General features: G+C 45.2%; 27 protein-coding genes. 13 read left to right on the forward strand and 14 right to left on the reverse strand.

Features of this window, described 5'->3' with window-relative positions; all coding sequences use genetic code 11:
• Positions 1-268: 268 nt before the first annotated feature.
• Positions 269-607, forward strand: coding sequence for a hypothetical protein (locus tag OCV52_RS11880; RefSeq protein ID WP_137407882.1), 339 nt, complete (start codon positions 269-271; stop codon positions 605-607).
• A 157-nt stretch (positions 608-764) separates the two neighbouring features.
• On the opposite strand, the gene OCV52_RS11885 is transcribed toward OCV52_RS11880, so the two are convergent.
• The 3 genes from OCV52_RS11885 to OCV52_RS11895 all read right to left on the reverse strand — a co-directional run bounded on the left by OCV52_RS11885 (position 765) and on the right by OCV52_RS11895 (position 2,743).
• Positions 765-1,079 (reverse strand): hypothetical protein, encoded by a 315-nt coding sequence (locus OCV52_RS11885; protein ID WP_137407883.1) that lies wholly within the window; start codon positions 1,077-1,079, stop codon positions 765-767.
• 355 nt (positions 1,080-1,434) lie between these two features.
• Positions 1,435-2,511 (reverse strand): AI-2E family transporter, encoded by a 1,077-nt coding sequence (locus tag OCV52_RS11890; protein WP_008222960.1) that lies wholly within the window; start codon positions 2,509-2,511, stop codon positions 1,435-1,437.
• Positions 2,504-2,743 (reverse strand): sulfurtransferase TusA family protein, encoded by a 240-nt coding sequence (locus OCV52_RS11895; protein WP_102423677.1) that lies wholly within the window; start codon positions 2,741-2,743, stop codon positions 2,504-2,506. The genes OCV52_RS11890 and OCV52_RS11895 overlap by 8 nt, the downstream gene beginning before the upstream one ends.
• 178 nt (positions 2,744-2,921) lie before the next feature.
• On the opposite strand from OCV52_RS11895, the gene bepA reads away from it, so the two are divergent.
• The 4 genes from bepA (at position 2,922) to OCV52_RS11915 (ending at position 5,875) form a co-directional block, all read left to right on the forward strand.
• A complete protein-coding gene (bepA, locus tag OCV52_RS11900) occupies positions 2,922-4,376 on the forward strand; it encodes a beta-barrel assembly-enhancing protease (protein WP_137407884.1) in 1,455 nt (484 codons plus the stop codon).
• Between the two features lie 114 nt (positions 4,377-4,490).
• Positions 4,491-4,841: an arsenate reductase (glutaredoxin) gene (gene arsC, locus OCV52_RS11905; RefSeq protein ID WP_137407885.1), complete on the forward strand. Its 351-nt coding sequence runs from the start codon at positions 4,491-4,493 to the stop codon at positions 4,839-4,841.
• A 6-nt stretch (positions 4,842-4,847) separates the two neighbouring features.
• A complete protein-coding gene (gene wrbA, locus OCV52_RS11910; protein WP_102423675.1) occupies positions 4,848-5,441 on the forward strand; it encodes an NAD(P)H:quinone oxidoreductase in 594 nt (197 codons plus the stop codon).
• Positions 5,438-5,875, forward strand: a complete 438-nt coding sequence (locus tag OCV52_RS11915) for a DUF2069 domain-containing protein (RefSeq protein WP_137407886.1) — start codon at positions 5,438-5,440, stop codon at positions 5,873-5,875. Before wrbA ends, OCV52_RS11915 begins: the two co-directional genes overlap by 4 nt.
• Positions 5,876-6,019: 144 nt before the next feature.
• Here OCV52_RS11915 and OCV52_RS11920 read toward each other — a convergent pair whose 3' ends face one another.
• Complete coding sequence (locus tag OCV52_RS11920; protein WP_137407887.1) at positions 6,020-7,282, reverse strand: DUF2066 domain-containing protein; 1,263 nt, start codon at positions 7,280-7,282, stop codon at positions 6,020-6,022.
• A gap of 276 nt (positions 7,283-7,558) precedes the next feature.
• Between OCV52_RS11920 and OCV52_RS11925 the strand changes: the two genes are divergently transcribed.
• Complete coding sequence (locus OCV52_RS11925) at positions 7,559-8,797, forward strand: uracil-xanthine permease family protein (RefSeq protein WP_008222947.1); 1,239 nt, start codon at positions 7,559-7,561, stop codon at positions 8,795-8,797.
• 140 nt (positions 8,798-8,937) lie between these two features.
• Here OCV52_RS11925 and upp read toward each other — a convergent pair whose 3' ends face one another.
• Positions 8,938-9,564: a uracil phosphoribosyltransferase gene (gene upp, locus OCV52_RS11930; RefSeq protein ID WP_004738627.1), complete on the reverse strand. Its 627-nt coding sequence runs from the start codon at positions 9,562-9,564 to the stop codon at positions 8,938-8,940.
• Positions 9,565-9,733: 169 nt separating this feature from the next.
• Here upp and purM point away from each other — a divergent pair, with 169 nt between their 5' ends.
• The gene (purM, locus tag OCV52_RS11935) at positions 9,734-10,774 is read left to right on the forward strand and encodes a phosphoribosylformylglycinamidine cyclo-ligase (RefSeq protein WP_137407888.1); all 1,041 of its coding nucleotides are present in this window, start codon (positions 9,734-9,736) and stop codon (positions 10,772-10,774) included.
• A gap of 292 nt (positions 10,775-11,066) precedes the next feature.
• Positions 11,067-11,741: a phosphoribosylglycinamide formyltransferase gene (purN, locus tag OCV52_RS11940; protein WP_128159696.1), complete on the forward strand. Its 675-nt coding sequence runs from the start codon at positions 11,067-11,069 to the stop codon at positions 11,739-11,741.
• A gap of 76 nt (positions 11,742-11,817) precedes the next feature.
• Here the strand turns inward: purN and OCV52_RS11945 are convergent, their stop codons facing one another.
• Together OCV52_RS11945 and lpcA are read right to left on the reverse strand one after the other, a co-directional pair.
• Positions 11,818-12,663, reverse strand: a complete 846-nt coding sequence (locus OCV52_RS11945) for a class II glutamine amidotransferase (RefSeq protein ID WP_063524584.1) — start codon at positions 12,661-12,663, stop codon at positions 11,818-11,820.
• A gap of 67 nt (positions 12,664-12,730) precedes the next feature.
• Positions 12,731-13,306: a D-sedoheptulose 7-phosphate isomerase gene (gene lpcA / locus OCV52_RS11950; protein WP_137407889.1), complete on the reverse strand. Its 576-nt coding sequence runs from the start codon at positions 13,304-13,306 to the stop codon at positions 12,731-12,733.
• Positions 13,307-13,633: 327 nt separating this feature from the next.
• Here lpcA and fadE point away from each other — a divergent pair, with 327 nt between their 5' ends.
• Positions 13,634-16,099: an acyl-CoA dehydrogenase FadE gene (fadE, locus tag OCV52_RS11955; RefSeq protein ID WP_137407890.1), complete on the forward strand. Its 2,466-nt coding sequence runs from the start codon at positions 13,634-13,636 to the stop codon at positions 16,097-16,099.
• A gap of 124 nt (positions 16,100-16,223) precedes the next feature.
• Here the strand turns inward: fadE and OCV52_RS11960 are convergent, their stop codons facing one another.
• Positions 16,224-17,471, reverse strand: coding sequence for a TIGR03503 family protein (locus tag OCV52_RS11960; protein ID WP_137407891.1), 1,248 nt, complete (start codon positions 17,469-17,471; stop codon positions 16,224-16,226).
• Positions 17,472-17,480: 9 nt separating this feature from the next.
• Complete coding sequence (gene dnaQ, locus OCV52_RS11965) at positions 17,481-18,248, reverse strand: DNA polymerase III subunit epsilon (protein WP_137407892.1); 768 nt, start codon at positions 18,246-18,248, stop codon at positions 17,481-17,483.
• 56 nt (positions 18,249-18,304) lie between these two features.
• On the opposite strand from dnaQ, the gene rnhA reads away from it, so the two are divergent.
• Positions 18,305-18,769, forward strand: coding sequence for a ribonuclease HI (gene rnhA / locus OCV52_RS11970; RefSeq protein ID WP_008222935.1), 465 nt, complete (start codon positions 18,305-18,307; stop codon positions 18,767-18,769).
• A 40-nt stretch (positions 18,770-18,809) separates the two neighbouring features.
• Here the strand turns inward: rnhA and OCV52_RS11975 are convergent, their stop codons facing one another.
• Entirely contained in the window at positions 18,810-19,595 is a 786-nt protein-coding gene (locus tag OCV52_RS11975; RefSeq protein ID WP_008222934.1) for a class I SAM-dependent methyltransferase, read from the reverse strand.
• A gap of 53 nt (positions 19,596-19,648) precedes the next feature.
• Between OCV52_RS11975 and gloB the strand changes: the two genes are divergently transcribed.
• The 3 genes from gloB to OCV52_RS11990 all read left to right on the forward strand — a co-directional run bounded on the left by gloB (position 19,649) and on the right by OCV52_RS11990 (position 22,729).
• The gene (gloB, locus tag OCV52_RS11980; RefSeq protein WP_137407893.1) at positions 19,649-20,407 is read left to right on the forward strand and encodes a hydroxyacylglutathione hydrolase; all 759 of its coding nucleotides are present in this window, start codon (positions 19,649-19,651) and stop codon (positions 20,405-20,407) included.
• A 70-nt stretch (positions 20,408-20,477) separates the two neighbouring features.
• Positions 20,478-22,046 (forward strand): LysM peptidoglycan-binding domain-containing protein, encoded by a 1,569-nt coding sequence (locus OCV52_RS11985; protein WP_137407894.1) that lies wholly within the window; start codon positions 20,478-20,480, stop codon positions 22,044-22,046.
• A complete protein-coding gene (locus OCV52_RS11990; RefSeq protein WP_137407895.1) occupies positions 22,043-22,729 on the forward strand; it encodes a YIP1 family protein in 687 nt (228 codons plus the stop codon). Before OCV52_RS11985 ends, OCV52_RS11990 begins: the two co-directional genes overlap by 4 nt.
• A 28-nt stretch (positions 22,730-22,757) precedes the next feature.
• On the opposite strand, the gene OCV52_RS11995 is transcribed toward OCV52_RS11990, so the two are convergent.
• The 4 genes from OCV52_RS11995 to tilS form a co-directional block, all read right to left on the reverse strand.
• Positions 22,758-23,600 (reverse strand): endonuclease/exonuclease/phosphatase family protein, encoded by an 843-nt coding sequence (locus OCV52_RS11995; RefSeq protein WP_137407896.1) that lies wholly within the window; start codon positions 23,598-23,600, stop codon positions 22,758-22,760.
• Between the two features lie 61 nt (positions 23,601-23,661).
• Positions 23,662-24,000 carry a nitrogen regulatory protein P-II gene (glnB, locus tag OCV52_RS12000; protein ID WP_004738609.1) on the reverse strand — a complete coding sequence of 113 codons (339 nt, stop codon included), beginning with the start codon at positions 23,998-24,000 and terminating at the stop codon, positions 23,662-23,664.
• A 130-nt stretch (positions 24,001-24,130) separates the two neighbouring features.
• Complete coding sequence (locus tag OCV52_RS12005; protein ID WP_004738608.1) at positions 24,131-24,442, reverse strand: c-type cytochrome; 312 nt, start codon at positions 24,440-24,442, stop codon at positions 24,131-24,133.
• Between the two features lie 58 nt (positions 24,443-24,500).
• Positions 24,501-25,832: a tRNA lysidine(34) synthetase TilS gene (tilS, locus tag OCV52_RS12010; RefSeq protein ID WP_137407897.1), complete on the reverse strand. Its 1,332-nt coding sequence runs from the start codon at positions 25,830-25,832 to the stop codon at positions 24,501-24,503.
• Between the last annotated feature and the right edge of the window lie 63 nt (positions 25,833-25,895).

Consider the following 25,895-nt stretch of genomic DNA (forward strand, 5'->3'; position numbering starts at 1 on the left):
ACGTAACGGAGCGATGTACAAAATACCTTTAACATCGCTCCGTTAACCTTTAATTTCAAAAACACCCAGAAGGGCAAGTATTTCAATACCTATTACATTCTAATATTTGTCTAGTTTATAAATTGAAAATAGTAATCAAAAATAGTGGAAACCATAACTAATTTCACCTAGTACTAGTAGTATTTTTCAATAGCATCAGTATAACTATCAAGTCGATTTAGCCTCTCATATTGAGGCTAAGAACAAGATCCAACCACCAGAGAAGAGTATGACAATTTACAAAAATATAGCTTTATTATTTTATATCATGTCAAGTACAGTTTATGCAGGCTCTCAAACAGGTAAAGTTAGTACACTTTATGCGAGGGCTTCGGATAACTTACACCTTGTAATGTTAACTGGCGGGACAGACAAAGTTGACTCTCCATCATGTGCGACAAAAGGGTACTGGCTTATTCGGGATGAAAACTCAGTCGCAGGAAAATCACAATTTAGTCAACTATTAGCGGCAAAAATGGCAGGAAAAACGGTAACTATTTCTGGTTTAAATAGTTGCATCAGATGGTTTGATGGAGAAGATATAAACAAAATCGTGATAAAAGATTAGCTCAAGAAAAATAAATATTTAGCTGAGTTTTTTATTAATTAATGGTTCTGAAAATAGAGTTGGAAATATTTATTGTTCTGACATCTGACGACTAATAGATTACAAGACATTAACAGCATGAGTAATGTCGTGTGAAATGGTTATTCAAACTCTAACCTTAGTTAAATAACCAAAGACCCACCATATCATAGTTGTTCTTAGTGCAATCAGCATTGTCAGAAAATAGACGAATTTTTACAGGATTGTCTGCTACCAAACTACTCAAAGCGGTCGATACAACGGCATCAAATGCGGCATTTGTCGTGTTAATACTCGCTGACCCACCATTAGCTAGATTTAGCCATAAGTGGGCATCCGAGTCATGGACTTCATCACTCCCGATAAAATAACCTGTTATTTTAGTGTTACACTCAGTATATGCGTTTGCATTTCCCGCAATAAATAATAAAAATATTGGCAACATATATTTCATTTTAACAATCCCAACGGACTATGAGTTAAAAAAATATTATAGAACAAGAAATATGGAGAAGTGAAATATTATTTATGTTGATGGGTACATTAAACATTTTCTATCGCTCAACAATTCATAGCTTTACCCAGTGCAATAAAAACTCAATCTCATTCCCGGTACAAGTCAAGCCAAAGACACAACGAAACGAGAACGCGTCAAAAACAGTGGCACAGATATCCGCCAGTCATACGTCGCCCGTTCCCGGTAGTCAAACTCATGAGACCTGAGAGATTAAAGGCTCCGAAAAATACATAAGACCAACAACAAAAAAGGCGACTATCATCGATAGTCGCCTTTTTTGTCACTTATTTCGTTACTGATGGTGTACAGGGTCATCATCTAGCGCATGGCTCGGCAAGGCATTCCAAACCGCCTTCACTAAGGTCGCCAGTGGAATCGCGAAGAACACGCCCCAGAATCCCCAAAGTCCACCAAACACTAATACCGCCACAATAATCGCAACAGGGTGCAGATTCACTGCTTCTGAGAACAGAACAGGCACTAACACGTTACCATCTAGGGCTTGAATGATGCCGTAAGCCAATAGCAGCCAGTAGAATTGAGGCTCAAGCCCCCACTGGAACAAACCAACAATCGCAACCGGTACGGTTACCGCCGCTGCACCAATGTATGGAATCAATACCGAGAAACCGACAGCAACCGCTAACAGCACAGAGTAGCGAAGGTCTAAAATCGCGAAAGTTACATAGCTGACGCCACCCACGATTAAGATCTCTAGCACCTTGCCGCGGATGTAGTTCGAGATTTGTTCGTTCATCTCTTCCCATACTTTGGTCGCTAAGCGACGGTTGCGAGGAAGCACACCACTTGCCATTCTGATCATCTCTTCTTTGTCTTTCAGTAAGAAGAAGATAAGCAGTGGTACTAAGATAAGATAAACACCTAGCGTCGCTAAGCTAACCAAAGACGCCAATGAGCCTTTCACCACACTCTCACCCATTCCCAACGCCTTGTTCTTCGCATTAGACATGACAGACTCAACGATCTGTAAGTTAGCAAGCTCTGGGTAGCGCTCTGGAATCGTTGCAATGAACTTCTGTAAGCTACCGTACATGCTTGGAATATCATTGATTAGGTTACCAACTTGCTCCCAAATGGTTGGCACTAATCCGAATATCGCTAGTAGCATTAGGCTAAAGAACATCAAGATCACCAACATCACCGATGGCGTTCTTGGAATACCGAGTCGTTGAAGTTGAGTCACTGGCCACTCGAGCAAATAAGCCAAGACAATCGCCACCAACAGCGGTGCGATCAGGTGACCAAAGAAGTAGATAGTAATAAAGCCGAATAGAATGATGGCAACCAAACTGACAGCGTGTGGATCAGAGAAACGTCGTTTATACCAACGACTGACCATTTCAAGCATCTGACTGCGATTCCTTTTTAGTGACGAGGAGATGGTGGTAATTAGAACAAACCTCTGTCATGACAACATAAGCTTGCTTAGACAAAAACGTAACAATATCTTTCATCGAACTGCTATCTGATACATAAATTGACAAAGATTGCCCTACTTCTAACTTTACACTGTGACGCTTGGCTAATAATAACGCCATTGGGCAGCGCTCTTGGCGTAAATCTAGAATATTAGGTGTCATTCTTGGGCTCGATGCTTATTATAAGGGGCATATTGTAATCTGTTTTTGAAAACGTGCCATCATTGATTCATCTTCCTTCAGGATAGCGCACGCACTTAACAAAGGTTAAACCAGATAAAGAACCAATTTGCATTGCCCTTGTCTTACTGTCAGAAGAAACGGAGTATTACTGACTAATATGTTTAAACGCGCTCGTTCAATTGCTTGCTTATGCATCGCAGCCACATTAAGCACCCCAATGCTGGCTAACACCAACAGCTTGGATTTACCGGACATCGGCACGGCGGCTGGCGGCACGCTCACTATCGATCAAGAACTCATCTATGGTGATGCCTACATGCGCATCATCAGAAGCAGCCAGCCTGTCATCAACGATCCAGTTCTCAACCTTTATATCGATACACTAGGGCATCGCCTTGTCGCGAATGCCAATGACGTAAAGACACCTTTTCAGTTCTTTATGATCCGTGACCGCAACATCAACGCTTTTGCTTTCTTTGGTGGTTATGTTGCGCTGCACTCAGGTCTATTCCTGCACGCACAATCGGAAAGTGAACTTGCGTCAGTATTAGCGCACGAAATTGCACACGTTACGCAGCGTCACTTAGCGCGTAGTATGGAAGATCAAGCACGCCGTTCTCCTGCGACTATCGCAGCGCTTGCAGCGTCTGTGTTGCTGGCTATTGCCGCTCCTGAGGCGGGTATTGCAGCCTTAACCGCAACCACCGCGGGTAACATGCAGAGCCAAATTAACTACACCCGTAGTAATGAGAAAGAAGCCGACCGCTTTGGTATCAACACGCTAGCAAAAGCTGGATTTGACGTGAACGCAATGCCACGCTTCTTTGGCCGTTTAGCGGATGAATACCGCTATGCAAGCACACCACCTCCAATGTTGCTCACTCACCCGTTGCCTGAAGATCGTATTACCGATTCGCGCGCACGTGCTCGTAGCTACCCACCGCTGAAACTTGCGCCATCGCTGGATTACCACTTGGCAAGAGCTCGCATCGTGGCACGCTATGCCGGTATCAATAATGAGGCGTCACTCGATTGGTTCTCACGCCAATTGAAAAAGGCACCAAAAGAGATTGTTCCATCGTTAGAGTATGGACAAGCACTGGTTTACCTCGATTCGAAAAAGTTAGATAAAGCAGAACCGATTCTAACCAAACTGATTACCAGCGACCCGACTAACCTGTTCTACTTAGATGCGATTTCCGACCTTCACATTGAGCAGAAAAAGCCTGAGCTTGCCATTAAAGAGCTTAAATCGGCATTGGTTCGTCAGCCAAACAACCCGGTACTCACAATCAACTACGCAAATGCCTTGATTGAAAAAGAAGACTTTGCAGAGGCTGTTCGCGTATTACAACGTTATACGCATGACAATCCGAATGACACCAATGGCTGGCACCTGCTTTCAAAAGCGAATACTAGCCTTGGCAATAGTGATGAAGACCTTGCCGCACGAGCTGAAATTTTGGCATTGCAGGCCAACTGGAACAAAGCGATTCAGTACTACACGCAAGCAAGTCAAATCGCAGAGCTCGGTAGTTTGAAGCAAGCCCGCTACGATGCTCGAATTGATCAACTGATGATTCAGCGCGAGCGCTTCTTAGCACTGCAATAAGGCGTTCAATACTCGGCGAGTCGCCAAAAGAAAAAAGCTCAACGTATACAGTGAAGAGGCCAATTAGCTGGCCTCTGCTGACAATTAAATAAAAAATAATAATGAGGAAGAACCATGTCTGTCGTGATTTATCATAACCCACGCTGCTCAAAGAGCCGTCAAACGCTTGAATTACTTGAAACAAACGGTGTACAACCTGAAGTGATCAAGTACCTAGACACACATCTAACTGTTGAACAGCTAAAAGTACTGTTCACTCAGCTTGGTTTTAGCAGCGTTCGCGAAATGATGCGCACCAAAGAGGCAGACTACAAAGAAGCGAATCTTGGCGATGCTTCTGTATCTGATGAAGACCTATTTTCTGCAATGGCTGCTAATCCAAAATTGTTTGAACGCCCAGTGGTTGTTGCGAACAATAAAGCCAAGATTGGTCGTCCACCAGAGCAAGTGCTAGAGATTCTGTAAGCGGCTATGAGCATCAACATCCTTGTTCTCTACTACAGTCGTCACGGCAACACGCAAGCTCTAGCAAGGCAGATAGCACGAGGGGTGGAGTCCATTCCTGAGTGTGAAGCCATGCTAAGAACGGTTAACGATGTATATACAGTAGAAGAGCAGCCAGATTCTCGCTATCAACCCGCGGATCCAATTGCCACGCTTCAAGATCTCCGTTCTTGTGATGGCTTGGCGCTTGGAAGTCCGGTTTGGTTCGGCAACATGGCTGGGCCGATGAAGCACTTTTGGGATAGCACTACATCATTGTGGATCAATGGCGATCTTATCGATAAGCCAGCTTGTGTATTTACCTCTTCTTCATCACTGCATGGTGGGCAAGAGACTACGCAGCAGAGCATGATGTTGCCACTGCTTCACCATGGAATGTTAGTGGTCGGCATCCCCTACTCAGAGCCTGCACTGCATACCACTCAAACCGGTGGAACGCCCTATGGCGCAAGCAGCACAGGCGAGAGTGCTTCACTAAGCAAAGAAGAAATTGAGTTGGCGCAGAACCTAGGTAAACGCCTCGCGCGCATCGCGATAAATCAGAAGGGAATCTCTCAATGATGTACATGTCAGAGAAGGCGATGTCTCCTAAGACTAAGCTATTCCGCTATCTCGCATTAGCAGGCAACCTATTGCTGTTAGGTTGGGTTGTCGCTTGGCAGATGACGCTTTCACCGCATCCTCACCTAGATAATGTCACGCTCGCTATCGTTTGGGCTGTACCGCTACTGTTGCCATTACCTGGTATTTTAATCGGCAAGCCTTATACGCACGCTTGGGCGAATTTCATCTTAATGCTCTACTTCCTACACGCATTAACCATTCTATACGTAGATGGTGGTGAACGCTTATTGGCTGCTGTTGAGCTACTGCTGACCACGATTGGCTTCGCCGGAAATATCCTATTTACCCGTTTCCGCGCTAAAGAGTTAGGCATCAAGCTTAAACGCCTTTCTGAAGTAGAAAAGAAAGAGAAGGCGAAGTTCGAGCAATAAGATTGGATTCGACCATACCTAATCAGCTAGCTCAAACAATTAGCGAACAAACAAAAAGCCCTGCCAGATTTCTCTAGCAGGGCTTTCTTTTTATTTATCTTCGTCTACTTACTTTTCGTATAGACGATGAATGTCAGCAATTGCCTAACTACGATTCCACTCGTATACCAAGCTTGGCTTTGCATGCTGTGGAGCTGCGGCTTCTAGCGCTTCGCTACCCGCACCTTCTGAGTTAGCGTCCGAGCCAGTTAGCGTATCATCACCAACAACTTCATTACCTTTGATCACTTGAACATCAGTATCCGCGTCAGTAGCTGTTGCTTCAGTATCAACTACAGCCGTTGAATCATCACCTACAGACATAGTGTTGTCTTGTGTCTCAAATTCAGGGCTTACTTCTGGTTCGATGTAAGACTCTTCAACCTTCACAACTTGGCGAATGCTTGCCACTTCTTGCTCAAACTCTTGTTGAGTCGACAGCAAGTGAATACGGAACGTCACTTCGTTGTTTTGAATCTTAAGAATATCTAGACTAGCAACCGAGTTTAGACGCTTAAGTGCATTCTCTAGCTGGAAGAAGTCTTGAGCATTATTCAAGCTAATAAACTGAGTTAAAATCGACTCTGACGACTCACTCGCCACAGTCACCGCGCTTTTACCCGCGTAGTAGTTACTGATTTGGTCAACTAGCTTCTTCGAAGCCGTTGCACTATTACCCGACACTGAACCTGTGATTGGTGCCGTTGGCGCGCTAGTTAACTGACTTGGTTTTTGGTCGTACAGCGTCCAACGCAATCCTGAAGATTGAGCTTTAATCACTAACACTGCATCGACTGGGTAGCGTTGACTTGCTCTGCTAATTGGTGAAACAAAGCTGCCCCATAAATCTGAGGTCGCGATACCAGTGATATCGTCGAAGTCACCCACTGGCAGAGTCAGAGGTAAACCACGATCTTTTGCACTTGCTTGCATTTGAGCAGCAAGTGGTGAGTTCGAGTGCTCCCACACAATGTTCTTATCGAAGCTGTCTTCTTCCACCAGCCAAACCAAGATGTTTGAGCGAGTTTCAGGCCAGTACGGCAGTTGTGCTTGAGTCAGTAGAGAACGGATTTGGGCACCATTAAAACGCATACGCAATGTTGATTGGTCATTGCGCTCACCAAAACTCATTTGAGACATGTACTGCGCACTCTTACGCATCGCCTTTTGGATGGTCTCATTTGAAGCAACGTCAGTTTGACCAGTCGCACGTATCAATACCTGCTCCATACCGGTATTTCTTGCCACTTGTTCTGGTTGTTTGTCTTCGGCGTTAATCGCAACTTCAGCACTAAAGATATCGACTTTAGTTAAGGCGTAACTCGGGAAGGCTAATAGTCCCATCAACAACAATGCTATGTAGCGCATATTGATCCTAATATTCAATGCTTGTGCCTTGATGATAAGCAACTATGGATTGAGGGGCAAGGTCGTTAGCGCCCACTGTGTTTAATAACCACAAAATATCACCTGACCATGATAAAGCGCTAACTTATAAATCGAATTTTCGGACCTTGTTCGATATAAAACATCACTATGATAAATAAATTTGATCTATTTTGTGTAGCAATCGATTGCTAAGTGATAGAATCGCGCGAATTTTATTTTTCACTTTTCATATAACGACCAATCTAAGGACATATCATGAAAAATGCATTGCAAGGTGCACAAATGCTGTTTGTAGCTTTTGGTGCACTTGTACTCGTGCCGCTACTGACTGGACTTGATCCCAACGTTGCACTCTTTGGCGCAGGTATCGGTACCCTTTTATTCCAACTTATTACACGCCGTTCAGTGCCAATCTTCTTAGCGTCTTCTTTTGCATTCATCGCGCCTATCATGTTTGGCATCCAAACTTGGGGTATTGGTGCAACCATGGGTGGCCTAATGGCAGCAGGTGTTGTGTATGTATTGATGGGTGCTCTTATCAAAGTGAGAGGCGTTGGCTTTATTCATAAGCTGCTTCCACCTGTGGTTGTAGGCCCTGTGATCATGGTGATTGGTTTAGGCTTGGCACCAGTTGCGGTAAACATGGCTTTAGGTAAGACAGGTGACGGCGCTGTTCAACTGGTTGATGCAGACGCAGCACTTTGGATCTCATCGGTTTCACTGCTAGTTACCGTCATCATCAGCGTATTCTCGAAGGGTTTCCTAAAGCTATTACCTATCTTTGGAGGGATTATCGCAGGTTACATTACGAGTCTATTCTATGGAGCAGTCGACTTTGCACCGGTTGCTCAAGCATCGTGGTTGGCACTACCAAACTTCACCATGCCTGAATTCAACATCAACGCTATCTTCTTCATGGTGTTTGTTGCGATTGCACCTGCCGTTGAGCACGTAGGTGACATGCTGGCGATTTCCAACGTGACGGGTAAAGACTACCTTAAGAAGCCAGGCCTGCACCGCACAATCACAGGTGACGGTGTAGCGACCATTGCAGCTTCTATGCTGGGCGCTCCACCAAACACAACCTACAGTGAAGTAACTGGCGCGGTAATGCTAACAAAAGCATTTAACCCGGTGATCATGACTTGGGCTGCAGTAACAGCCATAGTTCTTGCATTAGTTGGTAAACTGGGTGCGCTTCTACAAACCATTCCGGTTCCAGTGATGGGCGGCATCATGATTCTTCTGTTTGGTTCTATTGCAACAGTCGGCTTGAACACGCTAATCAAGAACAACGTTGACCTGCACAAATCACGTAACCTTGTGATTGTGGGTATTACCCTAGTATTCGGTATTGGCGGCATGGCTTTTGGTATCGGCGACTTCAGCCTACAAGGCGTAAGCTTATGCGGTATCGTGGCTATTCTACTTAACCTAGTCCTTCCTGAAGAGCTAGGTGACAACACTGTGGTAGACAAGGCTCAAATCGACTAACAGTTAAGTCTGGCTAGATGCCGACAAACTGGAAGATCAAAAAAGGGAGAGCATCGAATGCTCTCCCTTTTTATTAATACGGATAATTAAGTGAATTCAGTAAATTAAAACAACGGAACCCACTTAATCTAAAAACCGAATTACTTAGTACCGAAGATCTTATCACCAGCATCGCCAAGACCAGGAACAATGTAGCCCTTGTCGTTTAGCTTCTCATCGATTGCAGCAGTGTAAAGCTCAACATCTGGGTGCGCTTTTTCTAGAGCCGCGATACCTTCTGGAGCCGCTACAAGCACAAGAATCTTAAAGTGCTTACAACCTTTCTCTTTCATTAGATCGATAGTCGCGATCATAGAACCACCTGTTGCAAGCATTGGGTCTACCACTAGAGCAATACGCTCATCGATGTTAGATGCAAGCTTGTTGAAGTATGGTACTGGCTCAAGTGTTTCTTCGTCACGGTAGATACCAACAACGCTGATACGCGCACTTGGGATGTGCTCTAGAACACCGTCCATCATGCCTAGACCAGCACGCAGGATTGGCACTACTGTTACTTTCTTACCTTTAATTTGGTCAACTTCAACTGGGCCGTCCCAACCATTAATAGTTACACGCTCAGTTTCAAAGTCTGATGTCGCTTCGTATGTTAGAAGGCTACCCACTTCTGTCGCTAGCTCACGAAAACGCTTAGTGCTAATCTCACCTTCACGCATCAGGCCAATTTTATGTTTTACTAGCGGGTGTTTCACTTCAACAACTTTCATTTCCAACTCCGGCAATATTTAAACAAACCTGTAGATTATACACGAACTCTGTGGTTATTTAAGAATCTTTATTCTAATAAAAAAAACCGCGCAAACGTTTGCTCTTCATATTCAAGCCCTGTTAGAATAGCGCCGTTTTCACATCCAACTTAAGTTCGAGGACTATCCCGTGAGTGGTAATACTTCTTCTCTAAGCTACAAAGACGCTGGTGTTGATATCGACGCAGGTAATGCACTAGTAGACCGTATTAAAGGTGCAGTAAAACGCACTCGTCGCCCTGAAGTAATGGGCGGTATTGGTGGCTTTGGCGCCCTATGTGAACTTCCAACGAAATACAAAGAGCCAGTACTTGTTTCAGGTACTGATGGTGTTGGTACTAAACTTCGCCTTGCTTTGGATCTGAAAAAACACGACACCATTGGTATCGACCTAGTGGCAATGTGTGTGAACGACCTAATCGTTCAAGGTGGTGAGCCTTTATTCTTCCTAGACTACTACGCAACAGGTAAGCTAGATGTAGACACAGCAGCAGACGTTGTTTCTGGCATCGCTGAAGGTTGTGTGCAAGCTGGTTGTGCACTTATCGGTGGTGAAACCGCTGAAATGCCGGGCATGTACGAAGGCGACGACTACGATGTTGCTGGCTTCTGTGTTGGCGTTGTAGAAAAAGCTGACATCATCGACGGTACTAAAGTAGCTGCAGGCGACGCACTTATCGCTGTTGGCTCAAGTGGTCCACACTCAAACGGTTATTCTCTAATTCGTAAAGTTCTAGAAGTTTCTGGTGCTGATAAGAATGAAGAGCTAGAAGGTCGCACTATCGGTGAACACCTACTAGAACCAACTAAGATTTACATCAAATCAGCACTTAAGATGATCGCTGAGCATGACATTCATGCTATCTCGCACATCACTGGTGGTGGTTTCTGGGAAAACATCCCACGCGTACTTCCTGAAGGTACTAAAGCAGTGATTGATGGTAAGAGCTGGGAATGGCCTGCTATCTTCAACTGGCTACAAGAGAAAGGCAACGTGGAAACATTTGAAATGTACCGCACTTTCAACTGTGGTGTAGGCCTTGTGGTTGCTCTACCTAAAGACCAAGCAAACGCTGCTGTTGAACTACTGAAAGCTGAAGGTGAAAACGCTTGGGTTATCGGTGAGATCGCGAACGCGGAAGCAGGCGAAGAGCAAGTTGAAATCAACTAAGTGAGCACTTCACTTAATTAGTTAATCAATGAGGACCTAATGGTCCTCATTTTGCTATTTGGCCCGCAGAAAACCTTAGTTTATGTAGGTAATATAGATACCAATCGTAGTAAGTAACTGGTCATCCTAGCTTGTTAAAACGCTCGATCACGTCGTTAGAAATTTTGATTGTAGGATAACTACTTATCTAAAATCTCTGCCTTGTTCTCAAGCCTTTTTCCTGCGCTATTTATGAGCACTTACTTACTGTGATTGGTATAAACTCCAGTTAATCAATCATATGACCCACTTTATGAAAAACAATCACTCTCAGAAAACCACTCAGTCTCAGAAAAATATCGTTGTGTTAGTTTCAGGAAGCGGCAGTAACTTGCAGGCGATCTTAGATGCTTGCGATAGCAATATGATTGATGCTTCAGTCAAAGCTGTCTTCTCAAACAAGGCAGAAGCATTCGGCTTAGAACGAGCAAAAAATGCTGGCGTCGATGCACGCTCAGTGAATCCAAAAGATTTCGGCTCGCGTGAAGAGTTTGATCATGAGCTGATGATTCAGATCGACGCCTATCAACCAGACTTAATCGTACTGGCAGGCTATATGCGTATTTTGAGTTCAGAATTTGTTCGTCATTACGCAGGAAAAATGGTCAATATCCACCCTTCTCTGTTGCCTAAATACCCGGGTTTACATACCCACCAGCGTGCAATTGATGCCAAAGACAAAGAACACGGAACGAGTGTGCATTTTGTAACAGAAGAGCTTGACGGTGGTCCTGTTATCTTACAAGCCAAAGTCCCTGTGTTTGAGGACGATGATGCCGAGCTGCTGGCGGGGCGAGTACTCACTCAAGAGCACGCAATCTATCCGATGGTTTGTAAATGGTTTGCAGAAGACCGTTTATCTATGGTTGATGGACAAGCGGTGTTAGACGGAAAAGTACTAGGCAAACACGGTTACGCTGAAGAGTAGTATCGAAAATACAAAAAGGCAGTTAACTGACGAGTGCAGTTAACGGCCTTTTTTATCGAATCAAGTAATGAGACGTTTAGCTCAATGGTTCAGTAGGCGCTTGGCTTGCGACCTTTTTAGGAGCATAAGCGACATCTTCCAGCTCTTTGTGATTATTGCCAATCAATTCACCTGAATGGAACAAGGCGTATTCACCCGGCTTCATTCTAAACCACTCTTCATTACCAGTGAGGGGTTGAGTAGCCACTACCGTCACCACATCATTCGGTGTGGTTTCTTCTTGGAAGTTAATCTCGACGTCTTCATCGATCAAGCTCGCGTTACCAAAAGGCGCGCGTCTCGTAATCCAGTACAAATGGTTGGTACAGTATGTCATTACGTACTCGCCATCGCTCAACAACATGTTGAAAACGCCCTTCTCTCGTAGCTTGTCGCAACACTCTGCAACGAAGCGGAACATACCTTCCATGTCTTGTGGTGGTTCAGGGAAACGCTCTTCCAGTTGCTTAAGTAACCAACAGAATGAACGCTCGCTGTCAGTTTCACCAACCGGTCTAAAACGCCCACTCACTAAGTCATCGTAATCTGATAGTTGGCCATTGTGAGCAAAGGTCCAGTATCTTCCCCAAAGCTCACGAGTGAAAGGGTGTGTATTCTCTAGATTAACACCACCACGGTTGGCTTGACGGATGTGGCTGACAACAGCTTGGCTTTTAATTGGGTAGTTTTGAACCAATTCAGCTATCTTAGATTCACAGCTAGGGTTAGGATCTTTAAAGGTACGAAAGCCCTTGCCCTCATAAAAGGTGATCCCCCAACCATCACGATGTGGGCCAGTATTGCCACCGCGCTGCATAAGACCAGTGAAGCTAAAACAAATATCCGTTGGCACATTCGCGCTCATACCGAGCAATTCACACATGGTTTAATCTACTCCCTATTAAAACCAATAGAGCCACAAACCTAGGCTCTATATGTCTGTAAAACTGTTATTCCATCTCTTTTTCGACAAGCTGAATCACAATATGGATGATCTTAATGTGAATCTCTTGGATGCGGTCTGCGTAACCAAAATGTGGTACACGGATTTCAATGTCCGCGCAACCTGCCATTTTACCGCCATCTTTACCAGTCAGAGCGATAGTCTTCATGCCTTTCGCTTGGGCTGCTTCAATGGCTTTTAGGATGTTGCCTGAGTTACCAGACGTTGATAGACCGAATAGCACATCGCCTTTACGGCCAACCGCTTCTACATAACGAGAAAATACGTGGTCGTAGCCGAAGTCATTACTTACACAAGATAAGTGGCTAGGGTCTGAAATCGCAATACCAGCGTAGCCTGGGCGGTTTTCACGGTAGCGGCCAGTCAGTTCTTCTGCGAAGTGCATTGCATCACAGTGTGAGCCACCGTTACCACAAGAAAGCACTTTACCTTCTTGTTTGAATGAGTCAGCAATCAGTTTTGCCGCCGCTTCAATTTGAGCAATGTTATGTTCATCACTCAAAAACTTGTTAAGAACGTCAGCAGCTTCGTTCAATTCACTTTTGATTAGGTCTTGGTACATAAGGCTTATCTCTTATTTTTATGACGCAGCTTAACGTGCGCGACATGAGAGCTGAGGTTTTTTCCCTCTTTTACCTGAGTTTACCCACAAACATGAAATAGTGTCGACACTTAAGCCCAAAGATTGCCACCTTAATTAGTCAGTCATCGCCGATTCGTCCAAATAATCGCCACCAACCTCTCACAATTAGAACTTTAACTCTACTCAGATCACTTTTTACCCAACTTTGAGTTTTACAAATATTTAATATTTTGTTTACACTTGACTGGTTAGACCTCTTACCTAAAACTTAATAACAATAAGTGATCTCTGAAAAGGAAATCGATCATGAACATATTGCTCTCCCTACTCGGCATGACAGCTATCTTAGGTGTCTGTCTCTACCACAGAGTTAACTTGGTACGCGCATTAATCGCATTAACTGGAACGATGTTAGCTTTAACGCTATTCGGTGACGTAGCGGTTACTGGCTGGCTTTGTTACCTATTAGCAGTTGCTATTTTTGCTGTCCCAGCCATTCGTCAAACTCTCATCAGCCAAAAAGCGCTTTCTGTATTTAAGAAAGTACTACCGGCAATGTCTCAGACAGAAAAAGAAGCACTGGAAGCCGGCACCGTTTGGTGGGAAGCAGAGTTATTTAAAGGCAAGCCTGAATGGAAAAAGCTACAAAACATCGCTGATCCAAAACTGTCTGAAGCAGAACAAGCCTTCCTAGACGGCCCGGTAAACACGGTGTGTGAAATGGTCAATGATTACCAAGTCACCCATGAGCTTGCAGATTTACCGCCAGAAGTGTGGCAATACCTGAAAGACCATAAGTTCTTCGCCATGATCATCAAGAAAAAATACGGCGGTTTAGAATTCTCAGCTTACGCTCAATCTTTGGTTCTACAGAAGCTGACGGGCGTTTCCAGCGTCCTTTCATCAACGGTTGGTGTACCTAACTCGTTAGGCCCAGGTGAGCTGTTGCAACACTATGGCACAGAAGAACAAAGAAACCACTACCTTCCACGCTTGGCAGAAGGTAAAGAGATCCCTTGTTTTGCCCTAACTAGCCCAGAAGCAGGCTCTGATGCTGGCTCTATCCCAGACTACGGTGTGGTATGTAAAGGCGAATGGCAAGGTGAAGAAGTTCTAGGCATGCGCCTAACTTGGAACAAGCGCTACATCACTCTCGCACCAGTTGCGACCGTACTTGGCTTGGCCTTTAAACTGCGTGACCCAGATAGCTTACTGGGTGACCAACAAGACCTTGGCATCACATGTGCCCTTATCCCAACCGATTTGAAAGGTGTGGAGATTGGTAACCGCCACTTCCCGCTTAACGTTCCTTTCCAAAATGGTCCAACTCAAGGTAACGATATTTTCGTTCCTATTGATTTCATTATTGGTGGTCAGAAAATGGCAGGCCAAGGTTGGAGAATGCTGGTTGAATGCCTGTCAGTTGGCCGTGGTATCACCCTGCCATCAAACTCAACGGGTGGTATCAAAACAGCGGCACTTGCAACGGGCGCTTACGCTCGTATCCGTCGCCAATTCAAACAACCAATTGGTCGCATGGAAGGGGTTGAAGAGCCACTAGCACGCCTCGGTGGTAATGCTTATGTCATGGATGCAGCAAGTAACCTGACCGTTGCTGGTATTGACCTTGGTGAAAAACCTTCGGTTATCTCTGCAATCGTTAAGTATCACTGTACGCACCGTGGTCAACGCAGCATCATCGATGCAATGGACATCGTAGGTGGTAAGGGTATTTGCTTGGGTCCATCTAACTTCCTAGCTCGTGGCTACCAAGGCTCTCCGATTGCGATTACCGTTGAGGGTGCAAATATTCTGACTCGTTCGATGATCATCTATGGTCAAGGTGCAATTCGTTGTCACCCTTACGTACTTAATGAAATGGAAGCGGCTTACTCTGAAAGTAGCGATGCTCTAGACAAGTTTGATTCAGCGTTAGCAGGGCACGTTAGCTTTACGCTAAGTAACCTAGTTCGTAGTTTGTGGTTTGGTTTAACTGATGGCCGTGGTTCGGACACACCAACACCTGCCAATAACACCGATAAGCAGACAAAGCGCTACTACCAACAGCTGAACCGTTACAGTGCTAACCTAGCGCTACTGTCTGACATTTCAATGGCTGTATTAGGCGGCTCACTGAAACGTAGAGAGCGTCTATCTGCCCGTCTAGGTGATATCCTGAGTCAACTTTACCTTGGTTCTGCAACACTAAAACGCTTTGAGAGCGAAGGCAGCAATGCAGAAGATCTACCGCTAGTACACTGGGGTATGCAAGACAGCTTGCGTCAAACTGAAGTGGCAATTGATGAGTTCTTAGCAAACTTCCCTAACCCAGTGGTTGGACGCCTTCTACGTGTTGTATTGATGCCATTTGGCCGTATTCGCCGCGCACCAAACGACAAACTGGACAGCAAAGTTGCACACATCCTACAAACACCGAGTGCAACACGCTCACGTATCGGCCGTGGTCAATACTTAGCGGATACTCAGTACAATGCCGTAGGTAAGATCGAGAAAGCATTGGAGGTTATTCTTCAAGCTGAGCCTCTGTTCGACAAAGTCTGTAAAGAGACGCATCAGAAACGCGCCTTCCTACGACTGGATTTGGTCGCTCAATTAGGTCTTGAGAAAGGCATTCTGACTGAGAAAGAAGCGGCACTGTTAGAGAGTGCAGAGCAACATCGACTGTACACCATCAACGTTGATGACTTCTCGCCAGAGGAACTAGCAGCAAAGCCCCAGTATCCGGGCCAATCGATAGATAACGTAGCCTAGATTTAGCTATAAAAAAACGGGACTCCTATGAGTCCCGTTTTTTTATTCTAGATATGATGAACTGTCACATGTTCCGAGTGCGAGATTGAGTAGCTCTCTCAAAATAACTCAATCAAGCAGATGGTTACTTAGGAGACTTAAGTTGCATCTCTGGTTGAGCTATCTTCTTGGCAGTCACTTTACGAACCACAAACCAAATCAGTAGACCCAATAGAATAGCAACCACGTTACCTACCCCAATAATAATCATACTGCGTTGTCTGTCTTCTTCTCGCTTCTTGAGTATCATCATCTCAGTAGCGATACGCTTTTGCTCGGCTAACGCTTCTTCTTGCAGGCGGCGGGATTCCGCTAAATCAATATCTTGAACCACACTGTAAGAGTGCTCGGAAATAGGGAACGTCAATGGGCGCTGGCTAGAAGCATCGGTGGCATAAACCATTCCAGACCAGTTATAAATCCCAAGTTCACCATTATAAGGGATCTCCAAAGGCACCTTCATCGCATCGACATCTGCTTGCCCTTGCTTGTACATCACGTATTCATCTGGTGCTTTATGCTCAACGTGCACCGCTAACGAACTCGGCTCTATCATTCCCTGCTCGCCAGAGACCACGATCGTATGAGGTAAGCCATCTTTGCGAGACTGGATAAAGGTGGTGGTGATAGGTGTCGGATAAACCAAAACTTCTTGTTCTTGCGCTCGTAAAAACACGCCATTGCCGGAAGTGATGCGCGCGCGGTATTTGCCCGGCTCTATATCGATAGGTAAAGATACAGTGAAGACGCCGTCCCCTGCTTTTTCATCAAGATCAACGCCATCGTCAGCAAATTCACCCATCACAACAGGGACTGGGCGCGCTTCTCTCATTAAAGATTCTTCGTTTTCGACAAATTTAGTAAACGTCACCTTGAGCTTCACTCGATCAAGGAAATCACGCAGCACCAAGGGCTTACCATCAGAGGTGAGACGGGCAGTGAATTTAATACGCTCTGTCTGGTACAGCTTGTTTGGAAATTCATTCGCATCCAAAACAAGATGAGACAGTAGCTTGATATTGTTCTTAGGAGAGACCTTACCTACCGCTTGCCATGGGCCCGGCATCGGCTTATCAATAGAGACAATGTCCATTGAGGATTCTTCATACCAACGGACATTATCAGCGTTACGCCAAGAGTAGTATTTCTTGCCATCAGGACGAACTAAGACGACAGGTTTAGAGTTATCGGCTCGATAAATTATAAAGGTAATTTGTTCTATGCTGGGATCAACTCGGAATCGGTTGTCCAATAAACTCATTACGGATTCTGTTGCCGCGTGCAAGCTAAAGCTTAACAGCAGCAAACAACCGGTGGCCAATACCCTTAACATACTTTCTCCCTACTGACGCCAGAGGCAGCTTCCGCTTTTCTCGACGAGATCTAAACGACTTTGATGCGCTTCTACTTCATCGGCCGTTGCTCGTAAAACCTTTAGGGATTTTCGACCACTTTCTACTCTTCGGATACTTTCTACGCCGCCTTCTTGCTGACCAGCATTAAATTGCAGTGACGTCTGTCCGCCCGTCATCAATAAGTAGACGTCGGCTAGGATCTCCGCATCGAGCAAAGCGCCGTGAAGGGTACGGTGCGAGTTATCGATGCCATAACGTTCACATAAGATATCTAGGTTGTTTCTTTTACCCGGGAATATCTTTTTCGCCATGTCCAGGGTATCGGTAACTTTACAGTAATCCTCTGTCTTACCGATAGTAGGGTCCAGTTTCTCAAACTCGTAGTCCATGAAGCCGGTATCGAAGGGCGCGTTGTGAGCCACCAGCTCAGCGCCTTTGATGAAGTCGAGAAACTCTTTGTGGATGTCTTGATATTCCGGCTTATCAACCAAGAATTCATCAGTAATACCGTGAACGCCAATCGCCTCTTCTTGAATAGCGCGATCAGGCTTGATGTAAACGTGGAAGTGGCGTCCAGTTAACTTACGGTTGATGATCTCTACGGCACCGATCTCAACGATGCGGTGACCCATGTAGTGAGGACCACCTTCGGTATTCATACCGGTTGTTTCGGTATCGAGTACGACGATGCGCTTGTTTTCATTCGAACTGTTTTTTTCGTTCGCGGTTTGTTCTGGAGTGCTACTGGTATTCATAAGGATAACTGTGTCAGACTATGCCGATAATGTGCTTGAGGTAATAGTATCAAATCATGACGAAACAAGTTGAAATTTTCACTGATGGTTCTTGTTTAGGCAATCCAGGGCCTGGCGGCTACGGCATCGTACTTCGCTACAAGAAAGTAGAGAAGACGCTCGCGCAAGGCTACACCCTAACGACCAACAACCGCATGGAAATGCTCGCTGCTGTTGTTGCACTGCAAACCCTAAAAGAGCCGTGTTCTGTGATTCTGACCACCGATAGCCAATACGTTCGTCAAGGCATCACTCAGTGGATACATAACTGGAAAAAGCGTGACTGGAAAACCGCCGACAAAAAACCGGTAAAAAACGCTGATCTTTGGCAAAAACTCGATAAAGAGACAGCACGCCACACTGTCGATTGGCGCTGGGTGAAAGGACACGCAGGTCACCGAGAAAATGAAATGTGTGATGAGCTGGCGCGTACCGCTGCCGAAAACCCAACCCAAGAAGACACAGGCTATCAGCCAAGCTAATATTGGGAACGGATAAAGATATCCGATAGCAAAAAGCCGACTACGAGTCGGCTTTTTCTGTTTTTAGCGGGCGCAGCGCACGAATGGAATGCAACGTGCAGCGAGTATCTGTTCTAAAGCTTGCACCGACCGGAGAGAAGCGTCGTTTGAGGTGCCAGTGTGGCTTAATAGGCTTAAGTGGATAGGTGCGCTTGCGAGCGACAATAAAGTATTGGCTTCCAGCAAATGAGGCGCAACCTCCCAAAGCATTTTCAAGCCAGGTCCACATCGCTTGATACTTACTCATCGGGAACAATGCATAAGTATCACAATGAATCACTTCATAGTTCAGAACGCCCAACCAGTCTTTTACACGACTTGGCGTATACATTCGCCCACTCCACGGTAAACTGTTCTTACGCCAAGGCATTAAACTGGCAAGCCCTGTGACACTGAATGGGTTAAAGCCGGTGATGATAATGTAGCCATCGTCCATCATCACTCGGTCGACTTCTCTTAATAACCGATGTGGGTCATTGCTATAATCTAATTGATGACTCAGTACCACAACATCAAAACTTTTCTCCAAAAAGGGCAAATTATAGCCATCCGCTATCACATTATGTAATGGGTTCTGGATATCTAGGTTTACTTGATGTTGAATGTTGCATGTGCAGCTAGAAATCTCACTGCTGAGACCGCCGAGCTTGAGCATATGGTAACCAAATAACTTTGGACACCACTCATCTAGTCGAGTTTGAATTGATTCTCTCAACCAGTCCCCATTGTGCAATTGTGCCCAAGTGTAAGGACGCTCAAACTTCTTTCTGCTACGTGCTGGCTTCATCAATAATCTGTCTCACTTATTCTGTCGCACTGAAAGTGACTGGAGAACCAATAATGTTACATATCAAAAGCATACCTGCATTTAACGACAATTACATCTGGCTGATTGAAAATAGCGATCGCCGTTGTGCTGTCGTCGACCCCGGCGATGCAGCTCCAGTATTAGAGTTCTTAGCACACCATGAGCTAACTTTAGATGCAATCTTGATTACGCACCACCACCACGATCACATTGGTGGCGTTCCAGAGTTAGTTAGGCAATTCCCAGGTGTTGATGTTGTAGGCCCGAAGAATGAGCCTATCCCAACATTGACACACCCAGTGGATGATGGAGACCAACTGGAGTTGTTTGGCGAAGTATTCTTGGTTCTTGGGTTAAGCGGGCACACGGCGGGCCATATCGGTTACGTTGGTGATGCAAAGCTATTCTGTGGCGATGTACTGTTCTCAGCGGGCTGTGGTCGCATCATGGAAGGCACTCCGCAACAGATGTTTGATGCATTAAATAAGATTACGGCGCTTCCTCAAGAAACCGAAGTCTATTGTGCACATGAGTACACAGCAGCCAATATCGCTTTCGCACTTGCAGTTGAGCCAGATAACCAACATTTGCAGCAATATCGCGACCAAGTGAACCGACTTCGCGCACAAAATAAGTCGACCATCCCCACAAATTTGAGACAAGAGAAGTTTGTGAACCCTTTCTTGCGCTACACCGAACCAAGTGTAGTGAAATCAGTATCTAATCGCACTGAACAGACCGATCCTTTGTCGGTATTTACCGCTTTACGTGCGTGGAAGAACGAATTTTAACAAATACAGACTTGTCACTTATAGGGAGTGGCAAGTATTATCATCGGCCGTTTATTAAAAAGGCTGTAGCATGCGAGTTAAGTACAGCTGGGCTTTGGTATTACTACTATCTGGTTGCCAATTAACTCAGTCAGAGAATCCAGACCAAGCTTCCGAGCAAACCAACACATCTCATACAGAAGTTTCTCAAGCGAACGTTTCACCTGAAGCGACCAAAGAAGAACAAAAAGTTGAAGCACCTGTCGTTACTCCACAAACACAAGAAGATGTTTGGAAACGTATTGCGATGCAACTTGAAATGGAAGTACCAGACCAAAAGAAGGTCGACTACTACCGAACTTGGTATCTAAAACACCCTAGTCATCTAAAAACCGTCTCCAAGCGAGCTGAGCCTTTCCTTTACTTGATCACCACCAAGATCGAAGAAAGAGACCTACCTTTAGAACTGGCATTGCTGCCGGTTGTTGAAAGCTCGTTCGACGCATTTGCTTATTCTCACGGCAGTGCTGCTGGTCTATGGCAATTCCTCGCTGGCACGGGTAAAGACTACGGACTTGAGCAGAACTTCTGGTACGACGGCCGCCGTGATGTTGCCGCTTCAACCGATGCTGCGTTAGGTTTTCTAACCGACCTAAACAGACGTTTTGATGGCGACTGGCAACACGCAATCGCGGCATACAACAGTGGTGGTGGTCGTGTAAACAGCGCAATTCGTAAGAACAAGAAGCTTGGCAAACCAATCGACTTTTTCTCACTAGACCTGCCGAAAGAGACTAGCAGCTACGTACCTAAACTGCTGGCACTGGCAGACGTAATTGCCAACCAAGAAAAGTACGGCATTGATATTCCTGCAATTCCAAACAAGCCAGTACTAACTCTAGTTAACCCAGAAGAGCAACTGGATTTAGCAATCGCAGCTAACTACGCAGGCATTCCAGTAAAAGAACTGCAAGGCTATAACCCTGCCTATAACCAGTGGGCGACGGCACCAGAAAAACACCAACAATTACTGCTTCCCCTAGACTCAGTTGAAAAATTCAACAAAGAAGTCACGGCCAACAAAGGCAAAGGCATGAAGCTAGTACGTTACAAGGTTCAATCTGGCGACAGCATCAGCGTACTGGCAAACAAATACAACACCACCAGCAAAGTGATTCGCTCAGCGAACGGTTTAACCAACAACAACATTCGTATTGGTCAACATCTACTGATCCCAACCTCGACCAAAGACGATAAGACTTACGCACTCAGCGCTTCTAACCGCCTAGCAAGCACACAGTCAAAGAGTCGCGGTCAATATAAGCTAACCCACAAAGTAAAAAGTGGTGACAGCTTATGGACCATTGCGCGTGCCAATAAGGTATCTCACCAGTCACTAGCGAAGTGGAACGGTATGGGCCCACGCGACACGTTACGAGTTGGTCAAGAGTTGGTCATTTGGAAGAACGGTTCTGACGGTGCCATCATCCGAACTATCTTCTATAGCGTAAGATCAGGTGACACAGTCAGCGGTATAGCATCAAAGTTCAAGGTAAAAAGTTCAGATGTTGTAAAATGGAACACTTTGCTGAACAAGAAATACTTACAGCCAGGACAAAAACTCAAGCTGTATGTTGATGTAACTAAGGTAAGTGTATGAACCCGTCAAGTAACCCACTCGTCATGCTGTTGGATATATTCCGTTCACCAACAGCTTGTTTCTTAGCGCTTTATCAGCGAAGTGCTTGGGGATGGCAACCCTACGTCGTATTAATGCTCAGCCCATTTTTATTTTGGGGTGCTTATTTTTCGAATGTAGATTTTGCTTGGTTAAGTGCTGAGCTATCTAAGCAATTAGCTCAAACAAACCCAGACCAGTTGGCGTTACTTGATAGTAATACTCTACTTGCCAGTGAAATTATCAGCGATGTGTTTAGCCGCACGCTCACTATCGTTCTTTTGGCATTTTGGTTTAACCTTGCAACCAAACCAAGCCAACATCAGCATAGCTTTTGGCGATGGTTTGCAGCAGCATCAGTTATCATCTTCCCTGCAGTTTTAGGTGATATTGCGAGCTACGCAAGTCTAATCCTAAAGCACGGTCATGTGATGAACTACGCCGCTGACTTGAACAGCTTAAACGGCTTAATCAAGTTGCCGCTTACAAGTGATTGGTCACAATTTGCTAGCTCTTTACCACTGCTACTGCCTTGGTACATCGTACTTGGTTACGCAGCGGTATTAACGTGGACAGAGTTTGAGCGTGGACAATCACTGGTAATTTCAGGCTTGCCGTGGATTGGCTATTACCTAATCTGGGCTATCTACATTTTAGTTTCGTAGATAACCGTTACTGAGTCTTATCTTTACGCTATTTAGCCTTAAAAGTGACTAACATTGGATTATGATCAGAAGCGTCCGTCATGGGCGCTTTTGCTTTTTCTACCTCTAGCCCACGATAAAATACATGGTCTAGCACTAACCCCGTTATGAACTGAGTGCGGTTATCAGGCTCAAAAGCGACCTCCGCCAAGCCTACCTTTTCCAATGCCTCTTTCAATACGGTAAAACGAGCCTCACTCCAGCTATTAAAGTCACCAGCAAAAATAACTGGCCCACGATACTTTTGTAGATTGTCGGTTAAGCTCTTGAGTTGAGCTTCATAATCTTCAGTACCAAAGGTAAAGTTCACAGCATGAATGTTGATCACCGCCAACTCCTCACCATTGCTCAACTTGTAACGGGACCATAGAGCAGACTTAGGTAACTGCAACCAAGGCTCTTCATGAGTATAAGCACAAGCCTCGATAGGCAAATGAGTCGCGAGGTTGAGCACACCAGCACTTTTTTCAAATGCCTCAAACGCATTGACTCGAGTACTTCCCCATTGGCCACTCGTTACCCACTGACGAAGTCCATCCGTCATACTGGCTTCTTGCAGCAATACTAAATCGCTTCCCGCTATCAGCTTATTGAGTTCCGTCTGCCAATGACTGCGATTTTGCTTATAAATATTCCATACTGTGAGGCTTAAGCCGTCAGACACATCCAGCGCTTTAGGTTCAGAGTTTTGGTAGCAACTGTAGATGTCATTGCTGGTATTTGGAGAAGACGTAATAAGATTGGGCTTATTTGGGATCACGAAAATAAAGTGAAAACTAACAACAGCCAGTGTTATCAGTAATGTGATAACTATGATGGTTTTCTTGAACATAAAGCACCCTACCAGAAATGAAAAAGGAGCGATAAACGCTCCTTTTAGGGTAATAGTTTTTTTATACGGCGTCTTCGTCTTCTTCGCCAGTACGAATACGTACCACACGTTCAACGTCAGTGATGAAGATCTTACCGTCGCCAATTTTACCAGTTTGAGCCGTCTCGATAATGGTATCAACACATTGGTCTGCTACTTCATCAGTAACAACGATCTCTAACTTAACTTTAGGCAAAAAGTCGACCATGTACTCTGCGCCACGGTATAGCTCAGTATGACCCTTTTGGCGTCCGAAACCTTTAACTTCAGAGACCGTCATACCCGTAATGCCCACTTCTGCAAGCGCCTCACGTACATCATCAAGTTTGAATGGCTTGATAATGGCTTCAATCTTTTTCATGTTCATCCCTTAAACTGTGCGAATGGCTCATTATCGGATAGCTATAGTAAACATTCAATGAAAAAAGCCAGAGCTTTAAAGCTCTGGCTCGAAATTCATCGTATTGTTTAATCTGTGCTTTAAGAAGGGTTTACTTAAGGCTTGCGTAGTAAGCAGCTAAATTAGCAATATCTTCATCATTGAGCATTGAAGCTTGAGCCTGCATTACAGCAGCCAAACCGCCGGTGCGCTGGCCGTTCTTATATGCGTTGATTGATGAAGCAATGTATTGCTCGTTTTGACCTTTAAGGTTTGGGTAACCCGGGATCACTGCGATACCGTCAGCACCGTGACAAGCTGCACATACTGCTGCTTTTGCTTGTCCTGCAGCAACATCACCTGCCAGAGCGTTACCACTCAATAGTCCAAGTCCAAGAACTAATCCTAGTGTAATTTTCTTCATTGCATATTCCATTAATTATTTTTATTAAAGTGACATAGAATTGTGACACAAACTTTTTCTAGTTGCTCCAAAGCGCTTCACAATCTTGACCATCGTAGTTTTTATCTACGAATAATCCTAAAACAGCGATCACTCGATCACCATCCATTAATATAGGCGTTCTGCGCCTCAGCCAGCTAGGCACTTGGTACTCTTGAAACAGCTTCTTGAGCTTCCTGCTATGTCCACGCCCAACTGGGTGCGCCGATAAACCTTCAGGATTAAAGGTAACACGTAATACCGCGTTTTGGTCTGGTAAACTGAACGTTTGTACCCGACGACCAGGTTCGGATTCAGATACCCCTGCGTGTAAGCTTACATCTCCCAAGCCATCAGGCAGAAGCAACTTTCCGCCAACAGCAATATCACCTTGCCAGCCCGATAGATCTTTAATCTCTCGAACCAAATAGAGTTTTTGATTAAAACGCCTAACTTCAACGTCGTTTAACACCAGTTTAGGGTTAGCATCATGCTGAGCACACGCTACTTCCTCCCAGATAAGCTGGAGTTGCTTTTGGCTCGGCATCGCTTGCTGGCAATGACCTAACCACATTCTCAACAAGCGCGCTCTTAGTAAAGCAGATTGCTCAGATAAAACCTCTATGCTCAAGCTCTGGTCATCACCGAGGGCTTGTTGCAAGTGAGAAGCTAATAGCTCATCTAGCAACATCTCTTGCTCGGCACAGAGCTGAGCGCTGCGACTGACAGACTCTCGAAAACTGGGCCAACGCTCGGTCAGCACCGGAGTCACTTGGTGGCGAATAAAGTTACGGTCGAAACGCACATCCTGATTACTTTCATCTTCAACCCAAGTTAACCCCATACGGCGAGCGAACGCTTCAATCTCTGCTCTGGTCACAGACAGCATAGGACGAACAATATAAGCACCTGAAAATGGCATCACTTTCGCCATCGATGAGAGGCCTTTAGGACCACTGCCGCGCTTTAACGCTAATAGAAAAGTCTCGACTTGATCATCGACGTGTTGCCCAGTAACCAGCACATCCCCTTGTCGCAGATGCGATTTGAAGGCGTTATATCTGGCGTCTCGAGCGAGCTTTTCAATACTTTCACCACTATGAACATCCAGTGAGACACGCTCCACTACCAAAGGCACTGACAAATCATCACACCACGCTTGGCATTGCTCAGCCCAGAGGTCCGCATTATCACTCAAGCCATGATGAACATGGATTGCCTGACAATCGATGCCATGAGTTTTGGCGTAATGCGCAGCTAACTCCAACAACACACGTGAATCAACCCCACCACTAAAGGCAACCACCAGCCGCTTAGGCTTGATTGCGCTTTGGTCAAATACAGAGGTAAACGTTTCGATTAAGTGAGTCATGAGGCTTAATGAACCAAGAAGGTGTTTGAAAGGTAATATTTAAATAATAAAAAAGGGTTGGCA

It is taken from the genome of Vibrio chagasii (genome assembly GCF_024347355.1).
In the GTDB taxonomy this organism is placed as follows: domain Bacteria; phylum Pseudomonadota; class Gammaproteobacteria; order Enterobacterales; family Vibrionaceae; genus Vibrio; species Vibrio chagasii.

Excerpts from the sequence above, each read along its gene's own strand:
- OCV52_RS11885 (WP_137407883.1), bottom strand. The coding sequence starts at position 1,079 with ATGAAATATATGTTGCCAATATTTTTATTATTTATTGCGGGAAATGCA.
- fadE (WP_137407890.1), top strand. The coding sequence starts at position 13,634 with ATGAACATATTGCTCTCCCTACTCGGCATGACAGCTATCTTAGGTGTC.
- upp (WP_004738627.1), bottom strand. The coding sequence starts at position 9,564 with ATGAAAGTTGTTGAAGTGAAACACCCGCTAGTAAAACATAAAATTGGC.
- OCV52_RS11895 (WP_102423677.1), bottom strand. The coding sequence starts at position 2,743 with ATGACACCTAATATTCTAGATTTACGCCAAGAGCGCTGCCCAATGGCG.
- tilS (WP_137407897.1), bottom strand. The coding sequence starts at position 25,832 with ATGACTCACTTAATCGAAACGTTTACCTCTGTATTTGACCAAAGCGCA.
- OCV52_RS11995 (WP_137407896.1), bottom strand. The coding sequence starts at position 23,600 with ATGTTCAAGAAAACCATCATAGTTATCACATTACTGATAACACTGGCT.
- dnaQ (WP_137407892.1), bottom strand. The coding sequence starts at position 18,248 with ATGAATACCAGTAGCACTCCAGAACAAACCGCGAACGAAAAAAACAGT.
- lpcA (WP_137407889.1), bottom strand. The coding sequence starts at position 13,306 with ATGTACCAAGACCTAATCAAAAGTGAATTGAACGAAGCTGCTGACGTT.
- OCV52_RS11890 (WP_008222960.1), bottom strand. The coding sequence starts at position 2,511 with ATGCTTGAAATGGTCAGTCGTTGGTATAAACGACGTTTCTCTGATCCA.
- OCV52_RS11920 (WP_137407887.1), bottom strand. The coding sequence starts at position 7,282 with ATGCGCTACATAGCATTGTTGTTGATGGGACTATTAGCCTTCCCGAGT.
- OCV52_RS12005 (WP_004738608.1), bottom strand. The coding sequence starts at position 24,442 with ATGAAGAAAATTACACTAGGATTAGTTCTTGGACTTGGACTATTGAGT.
- OCV52_RS11945 (WP_063524584.1), bottom strand. The coding sequence starts at position 12,663 with ATGTGTGAATTGCTCGGTATGAGCGCGAATGTGCCAACGGATATTTGT.
- glnB (WP_004738609.1), bottom strand. The coding sequence starts at position 24,000 with ATGAAAAAGATTGAAGCCATTATCAAGCCATTCAAACTTGATGATGTA.
- bepA (WP_137407884.1), top strand. The coding sequence starts at position 2,922 with ATGTTTAAACGCGCTCGTTCAATTGCTTGCTTATGCATCGCAGCCACA.
- arsC (WP_137407885.1), top strand. The coding sequence starts at position 4,491 with ATGTCTGTCGTGATTTATCATAACCCACGCTGCTCAAAGAGCCGTCAA.
- OCV52_RS11880 (WP_137407882.1), top strand. The coding sequence starts at position 269 with ATGACAATTTACAAAAATATAGCTTTATTATTTTATATCATGTCAAGT.
- purN (WP_128159696.1), top strand. The coding sequence starts at position 11,067 with ATGAAAAACAATCACTCTCAGAAAACCACTCAGTCTCAGAAAAATATC.
- gloB (WP_137407893.1), top strand. The coding sequence starts at position 19,649 with ATGTTACATATCAAAAGCATACCTGCATTTAACGACAATTACATCTGG.
- OCV52_RS11925 (WP_008222947.1), top strand. The coding sequence starts at position 7,559 with ATGAAAAATGCATTGCAAGGTGCACAAATGCTGTTTGTAGCTTTTGGT.
- OCV52_RS11975 (WP_008222934.1), bottom strand. The coding sequence starts at position 19,595 with ATGAAGCCAGCACGTAGCAGAAAGAAGTTTGAGCGTCCTTACACTTGG.
- OCV52_RS11915 (WP_137407886.1), top strand. The coding sequence starts at position 5,438 with ATGATGTACATGTCAGAGAAGGCGATGTCTCCTAAGACTAAGCTATTC.
- wrbA (WP_102423675.1), top strand. The coding sequence starts at position 4,848 with ATGAGCATCAACATCCTTGTTCTCTACTACAGTCGTCACGGCAACACG.
- OCV52_RS11985 (WP_137407894.1), top strand. The coding sequence starts at position 20,478 with ATGCGAGTTAAGTACAGCTGGGCTTTGGTATTACTACTATCTGGTTGC.
- OCV52_RS11960 (WP_137407891.1), bottom strand. The coding sequence starts at position 17,471 with ATGTTAAGGGTATTGGCCACCGGTTGTTTGCTGCTGTTAAGCTTTAGC.
- rnhA (WP_008222935.1), top strand. The coding sequence starts at position 18,305 with ATGACGAAACAAGTTGAAATTTTCACTGATGGTTCTTGTTTAGGCAAT.
- OCV52_RS11990 (WP_137407895.1), top strand. The coding sequence starts at position 22,043 with ATGAACCCGTCAAGTAACCCACTCGTCATGCTGTTGGATATATTCCGT.